Origin of the sequence: Micromonospora sp. RV43, from assembly GCF_001029515.1 — a bacterium.
In the GTDB taxonomy this organism is placed as follows: domain Bacteria; phylum Actinomycetota; class Actinomycetes; order Mycobacteriales; family Micromonosporaceae; genus Micromonospora; species Micromonospora aurantiaca.
On record NZ_LEKG01000035.1, the window covers coordinates 53,425 to 60,000 of the forward strand.

Sequence of the window (6,576 nt, forward strand, 5' to 3'; positions counted from 1 at the left end):
GCGTGTACTTCCGATCGAGGTTGCAGTGACGATGTACGGCGAGAAGATGCCGGCTGCCGACGACCGTCCCACCATCAAGGTGGCGGCGGTGAGCTGGCCCGGCGTCGAGATGGAGCCGGTCGCCACACCACCCGGGGGCGGCGCGGCCAAGCCGACACGCTCGCGACGGGCCCGGCTGCTGCTGGCCGGAGGGATCGTCGCGGCCGTGCTCGCCGGCGGTGTCGGCCTGGGCGCCTACGCGTACGCCGGTGACGTGCCCCGCGGCACCACGGTGCTCGGCACCGAGCTGGGCGGGCGGAGCCGCGCGGAGGCGGCCCAGGCGCTCCGCGCCGAGCTGGAACGCCGGGCCGACAAGTTGGACGCCCCGCTCGCGGTCGCAGTCGGTGAGAACAAGGCCGAGCTGAAGCCGTCCGAGGTGGGGCTCGCCATCGACGTGGACGCGACGGTGGCGGCGGCTGCCGAGGCCGACGCGCACGCGGTGAGCCGGCTCGTCGGCTCCCGGGCGGTCGAGCCGGTGGTGACCGTCGACCAGGCCAAGCTTGGGGCGGCCCTGCGCAAGGTGATGGGCGCGCAGGGGCGTGAGATGACCATGCCGGCGATCATCTGGACCGGGACCACACCGAAGCCGGTCTACCCGAAGCCGGCGCTGACGATCGACACCGATGGCGCCACCTCGGTGGTGAAGGCCGGCTGGCTGGCCGCCGAGCCGGTCACCGTGCCGCTCGTCGAGAAGTGGCCGGCCACCACCCGCGAGGAGGTGGACCGGCTCGTCGCCGAGCTGGCCCGGCCCGCGGTGGCCGCACCGGTCACGCTCACCACCGACGGCGGCTCGGTCACCGTCCCGCCCGCCGCCATCGCCCGGTCGCTGCGCTTCTCCGCCGACGACGCCGGCACGCTCACCCCGAAGGTCGACGTCAAGCGGCTGCGTACCGCACTGGGGGACCGGCTCACGAAGCTCGAGGTCGAGCCGCGGGACGCCGGACTGACCATCAGCGGCGGCAAGCCGAAGGTGCTGCCCAGCAAGCCCGGACGCCAGGTCGACGCCGCCGCGCTCGGCCCGGCGCTGCTCGCGGTGCTGCCGAAGACCGAGGGCCGTACGGTGACCGCCGAGCTGAAGCCGGCCGCCCCCGAGCTGACCGAGGCGGAGCTGGCGAAGCTCGGCATCAAGGAGCGGGTGTCGACGTTCACCACCCAATTCACCGGCGGCCTCTCGTCGCCGCGCAGCCAGAACATCGTCCGCGCGGCGAAGGACGTGGACGGCGCGCTGGTGAAGCCGGGCGAGACGTTCTCGCTCAACGGGCACACCGGCGAACGCGGCTACGACCAGGGATACAAGGACGCGCCGACGATCGTCGGCGGAAAGCTGGTGCCGGGCGTCGGCGGTGGTGTCTCCCAGTTCACCACCACGCTGTTCAACGCCACCTACTACGCCGGGCTGGAGGACGTCGAGCACAAGCCGCACTCGTTCTACTTCAGCCGATACCCGGCGGTGATCGAGTCGACCATCTACTGGCCTCAGCTCGACTTCAAGTTCCGCAACAACACGCCGTACGGCGTCCTGATCGACACGTCGTACACGTCCAGCTCGATCACTGTCTCGATCTGGAGCACCAAGATCTACGACAGCGTGAAGACCGAGTACGGTCCGCGCCGCAACATCACCCAGCCGAAGACGGTCTACCTGACGCCGGGTCCGACCTGCATCGCCGCCGCCGGCGCTGTCGGGTTCGCCCAGGACGCGTTCCGGGTCATCAAGAAGGACGGCAAGGTGTTCAAGCGGGAGAAGTTCAGCTGGCGCTACGACGCCGAGCCGCGCTTCATTTGCGCCCCGAAGCCGGGCGACGACTGATCCATGAGACGCAGAAAGGCCCCGCCGGACGTATCCGGCGGGGCCTTTCCCATGATTCTCACGGCCGTGCCGCGGCCAGCCCTTCGCGTACGCCGTCGGCGTCCCGGTCGGTGCCGTAGACGGGCGTGTCCGGCTGCTGCCGCCAGCTCTCGTCCAGGGTGCCCGCGTCGACCGGGTCGAAGCCCAGCTCGTCCACCAGCTCCATCACGATCCGCTTGGCGTCCGCGTCGTCACCGGCCACCGGCAACGCGATCCGGCCCGCCGTACCCGCCGGCTTGCCCTCGTCCATCAGGTGCGCGGCCTGGATGTTGTTGAAGACCTTCACCACCCGGGCGCCCTTGAGGTGATCGGCGGTCCAGCGGCTGGAGCTGAGACTGCGGTCCAGCAGCTCGGGGATGTCCCCGTCCCGCTGGGGGTAGTAGTTGTCGGCGTCGACCACAAGCTTGCCGTCGAACAGCGCCGCGGGGAGCTGCGGCACCGCCTTCAGCGGGATCGCGATGACCACCAGTTCGGCGCCCTGCACGGCCTCCTCCACCGACACCGCCCGGGCGCCGGTCTCGGCGGCGAGGTCGGTCAGGCTCTGCGGCCCGCGGGAGTTGGCCACCGCGACGTCGTGACCGAGTGAACGCAGACGACGGGTGAGGGTGCCCCCGATGTGCCCCGACCCGATGATTCCGATCTCCATGCCCACTCCTGTACCCCGTGCGGTCGGACCCGATCACGGTCCCGGCGTACGACACGTCACGTTTCGCGCCGCCGAGCCGGCGGGCGATCGTGCGTCGACGGTCCCGGCTCGACGGTACGAGACCGAGGCGGTCCGTCGTGGTGTTTTCCGGGGGGCAACGCAATTCAGGGCCACCCCGCATGGGGTGGCCCTGAATTGGAAGATTGTCCGGCGGTGTCCTACTCTCCCACACCCTCCCGAGTGCAGTACCATCGGCGCTGGAGGGCTTAGCTTCCGGGTTCGGAATGTGACCGGGCGTTTCCCCTCCGCCATGACCGCCGTAACTCTATGAACATGTCAACCAACCCAACAACATGGGTGGTGGTTTGTTCAGAGTTGCACAGTGGACGCGTAGCAGCTTAGTAGTCAAGTCCTCGGCCTATTAGTACCGGTCAACTGAACCCGTTACCGGGCTTACATTTCCGGCCTATCAACCCAGTCGTCTAGCTGGGGGCCTTACCCCACAAATGTGGGTGGGATACCTCATCTTGAAGCGAGCTTCCCGCTTAGATGCTTTCAGCGGTTATCCCTTCCGAACGTAGCTAACCAGCCGTGCCCCTGGCGGGACAACTGGCACACCAGAGGTTCGTCCGTCCCGGTCCTCTCGTACTAGGGACAGCCCTTCTCAAGTATCCTACGCGCACGGCGGATAGGGACCGAACTGTCTCACGACGTTCTAAACCCAGCTCGCGTACCGCTTTAATGGGCGAACAGCCCAACCCTTGGGACCTGCTACAGCCCCAGGATGCGACGAGCCGACATCGAGGTGCCAAACCATCCCGTCGATATGGACTCTTGGGGAAGATCAGCCTGTTATCCCCGGGGTACCTTTTATCCGTTGAGCGACACCGCTTCCACATGCCAGTGCCGGATCACTAGTCCCGACTTTCGTCCCTGCTCGACCTGTCAGTCTCACAGTCAAGCTCCCTTGTGCACTTGCACTCAACACCTGATTGCCAACCAGGCTGAGGGAACCTTTGGGCGCCTCCGTTACCCTTTAGGAGGCAACCGCCCCAGTTAAACTACCCACCAGACACTGTCCCTGAACCGGATAACGGTCCGAAGTTAGATACCCAAATCAACCAGAGTGGTATTTCAAGATTGCCTCCACCCATACTGGCGTATGGACTTCACCGGCTCCCACCTATCCTACACAAGCTAATTCAGATACCAATGTCAAGCTATAGTAAAGGTCCCGGGGTCTTTCCGTCCTGCCGCGCGTAACGAGCATCTTTACTCGTAATGCAATTTCGCCGGGCCTGTGGTTGAGACAGTGGGGAAGTCGTTACGCCATTCGTGCAGGTCGGAACTTACCCGACAAGGAATTTCGCTACCTTAGGATGGTTATAGTTACCACCGCCGTTTACTGGCGCTTAAGTTCTCCGCTTCGCTCGTGAGAGCTAACAGGTCCCCTTAACGTTCCAGCACCGGGCAGGCGTCAGTCCATATACATCGAATTACTTCTTCGCATGGACCTGTGTTTTTAGTAAACAGTCGCTTCCCCCTGCTCTCTGCGGCCATACAACGCTCCACCCGCGCGGGGCTTCACGTCTCCGGCCCCCCTTCTCCCTAAGTTACGGGGGCAATTTGCCGAGTTCCTTAACCACAGTTCGCCCGATCGCCTCGGTATTCTCTACCTGACCACCTGTGTCGGTTTGGGGTACGGGCCGCTAAGAACTCGCTAGAGGCTTTTCTCGGCAGCATAGGATCACTGACTTCACCTGAATCGGCTCGGCATCACGTCTCAGCCTACATGCGCCGCGGATTTGCCTACGGCACGGCCTACACGCTTACCCCGGCACAACCACCGGCCGGGATCAGCTACCTTCCTGCGTCACCCCATCGCTTGACTACTACCCGCCAGGTTCCCACGCTCCCCACCATTGGTCCGAAGACCGCCGGCAGTTCGGGTGGTTAGCACAACGAGGTTCGTCAGGGTCGCTCTTTCGCGGGTACGGGAATATCAACCCGTTGTCCATCGACTACGCCTCTCGGCCTCGCCTTAGGTCCCGACTCACCCAGGGCGGATTAGCCTGGCCCTGGAACCCTTGGTCATCCGGCGGAAGGGTTTCTCACCCTTCTTTCGCTACTCATGCCTGCATTCTCACTCGTGCCGCGTCCACAACTGGGTCACCCCGCTGCTTCACCCCCGGCACGACGCTCCCCTACCCATCCACACACCTGCATACCCCATCAAGGAGGCACGAAGTTAAAATGTGAATGCCACAGCTTCGGCGGTGTGCTTGAGCCCCGCTACATTGTCGGCGCGGAACCACTTGACCAGTGAGCTATTACGCACTCTTTAAAGGGTGGCTGCTTCTAAGCCAACCTCCTGGTTGTCTATGCGACCCCACATCCTTTTCCACTTAGCACACGCTTAGGGGCCTTAGCTGGTGATCTGGGCTGTTTCCCTCTCGACTACGAAGCTTATCCCCCGCAGTCTCACTGCCGCGCTCTCACTTACCGGCATTCGGAGTTTGGCTGATTTCGGTAAGCTTGTGGGCCCCCTAGACCATCCAGTGCTCTACCTCCGGCAAGAAACACGCGACGCTGCACCTAAATGCATTTCGGGGAGAACCAGCTATCACGGAGTTTGATTGGCCTTTCACCCCTAACCACAGGTCATCCCCCAACTTTTCAACGTTGGTGGGTTCGGCCCTCCACGCGGTCTTACCCGCGCTTCAGCCTGCCCATGGCTAGATCACTCCGCTTCGGGTCTAGAGCATGCGACTAAAAACGCCCTATTCAGACTCGCTTTCGCTACGGCTCCCCCACACGGGTTAACCTCGCCACATGCCACTAACTCGCAGGCTCATTCTTCAAAAGGCACGCCGTCACCCCGCAAGGCTCCGACGGATTGTAGGCGAACGGTTTCAGGTACTATTTCACTCCCCTCCCGGGGTACTTTTCACCATTCCCTCACGGTACTCGTCCGCTATCGGTCACCAGGAAGTATTTAGGCTTACCAGGTGGTCCTGGCAGATTCACGGCAGATTTCAGGAGTCCGCCGCTACTCGGGAACACCCACAGAAGACCAGCAACTTTCACCTACCGGACTATCACCGTCTACGGTCAGCCATTCCAGACTGTTCGACTAGCCACTGGCTTTGTAACTTCTCCAACAGATGTCAGCCTGTTGAGCAGGGTCCCACAACCCCGACCACGCAACCCCTGACAGGTATCACACGCCGCCGGTTTAGCCTCAATCCGCTTTCGCTCGCCACTACTCACGGAATCACTATTTGTTTTCTCTTCCTACGGGTACTGAGATGTTTCACTTCCCCGCGTTCCCCCCACACACCCTATGTGTTCAGGTGCGGGTGACATCACATGACTGATGCCGGGTTTCCCCATTCGGACACCCTGGGATCACAGCTTGGTTGACAGCTCCCCCAGGCCTATCGCGGCCTCCCACGTCCTTCATCGGCTCCTGGTGCCAAGGCATCCACCGTTCGCCCTTGACAACTTGACCACAAAGATGCTCGCGTCCACTGTGCAATTCTCAACAAACAACCAACCCACAACCCACAGCCCCACACCAACAACCCGGCAACCGCCGGCGGTATGCGAGACCAGGCCATGCCTGGCGCCTGACAGACCCTTCGGTCCGTCTCAAGGCTCTGAAACAACAACCACTCGGGTTGTTCCTTCAGGACCCAACAGGGTGCTTACATCCTTCACCAGCCGCACCACAGTCTCGTTCCCACCACCCCGAAGAGCAGCTGTACTAGAGGAACCACGGCCGTTGCCGGCGCCGAACTTGCCAGTGTCTCCGCCATCTGAGCACCCCGACCCGACATTCGCGGGCCGCGGGCTCCATGCCACCTTTCGGTGGATGGTGCTCCTTAGAAAGGAGGTGATCCAGCCGCACCTTCCGGTACGGCTACCTTGTTACGACTTCGTCCCAATCGCCAGCCCCACCTTCGACGGCTCCCTCCACAAGGGTTGGGCCACCGGCTTCGGGTGTTGCCGACTTTCGTGACGTGACGGGCGGTGTGTACAA

2 protein-coding genes and 3 rRNA genes (1 of these 5 only partly in view) are annotated in these 6,576 nt (G+C 63.1%); 1 reads left to right on the top strand and 4 read right to left on the bottom strand.

From position 1 onward, the window contains the following. Positions 1-31 precede the first annotated feature (31 nt). Entirely contained in the window at positions 32-1,849 is a 1,818-nt protein-coding gene (locus ABD52_RS11725) for a VanW family protein (protein WP_200905182.1), read from the top strand. A gap of 58 nt (positions 1,850-1,907) precedes the next feature. On the opposite strand, the gene ABD52_RS11730 is transcribed toward ABD52_RS11725, so the two are convergent. The 4 genes from ABD52_RS11730 to ABD52_RS11745 form a co-directional block, all read right to left on the bottom strand. Beyond that, complete coding sequence (locus tag ABD52_RS11730; protein ID WP_013474935.1) at positions 1,908-2,534, bottom strand: NADPH-dependent F420 reductase; 627 nt, start codon at positions 2,532-2,534, stop codon at positions 1,908-1,910. Positions 2,535-2,739: 205 nt separating this feature from the next. Further along, positions 2,740-2,856, bottom strand: a 5S ribosomal RNA gene (gene rrf / locus ABD52_RS11735). A 79-nt stretch (positions 2,857-2,935) separates the two neighbouring features. Continuing rightward, positions 2,936-6,045, bottom strand: a 23S ribosomal RNA gene (locus ABD52_RS11740). Positions 6,046-6,422: 377 nt separating this feature from the next. After that, positions 6,423-6,576 (bottom strand): 16S ribosomal RNA (locus tag ABD52_RS11745) (it continues 1,361 nt past the right edge of the window). The 16S, 23S and 5S rRNA genes sit together here, the layout of an rRNA operon.

What these genes read in the sequence shown, in the direction of transcription:
- ABD52_RS11730 (WP_013474935.1), bottom strand. Translation starts at nt 2,534, where the DNA reads ATGGAGATCGGAATCATCGGGTCGGGGCACATCGGGGGCACCCTCACC.
- ABD52_RS11725 (WP_200905182.1), top strand. Translation starts at nt 32, where the DNA reads ATGTACGGCGAGAAGATGCCGGCTGCCGACGACCGTCCCACCATCAAG.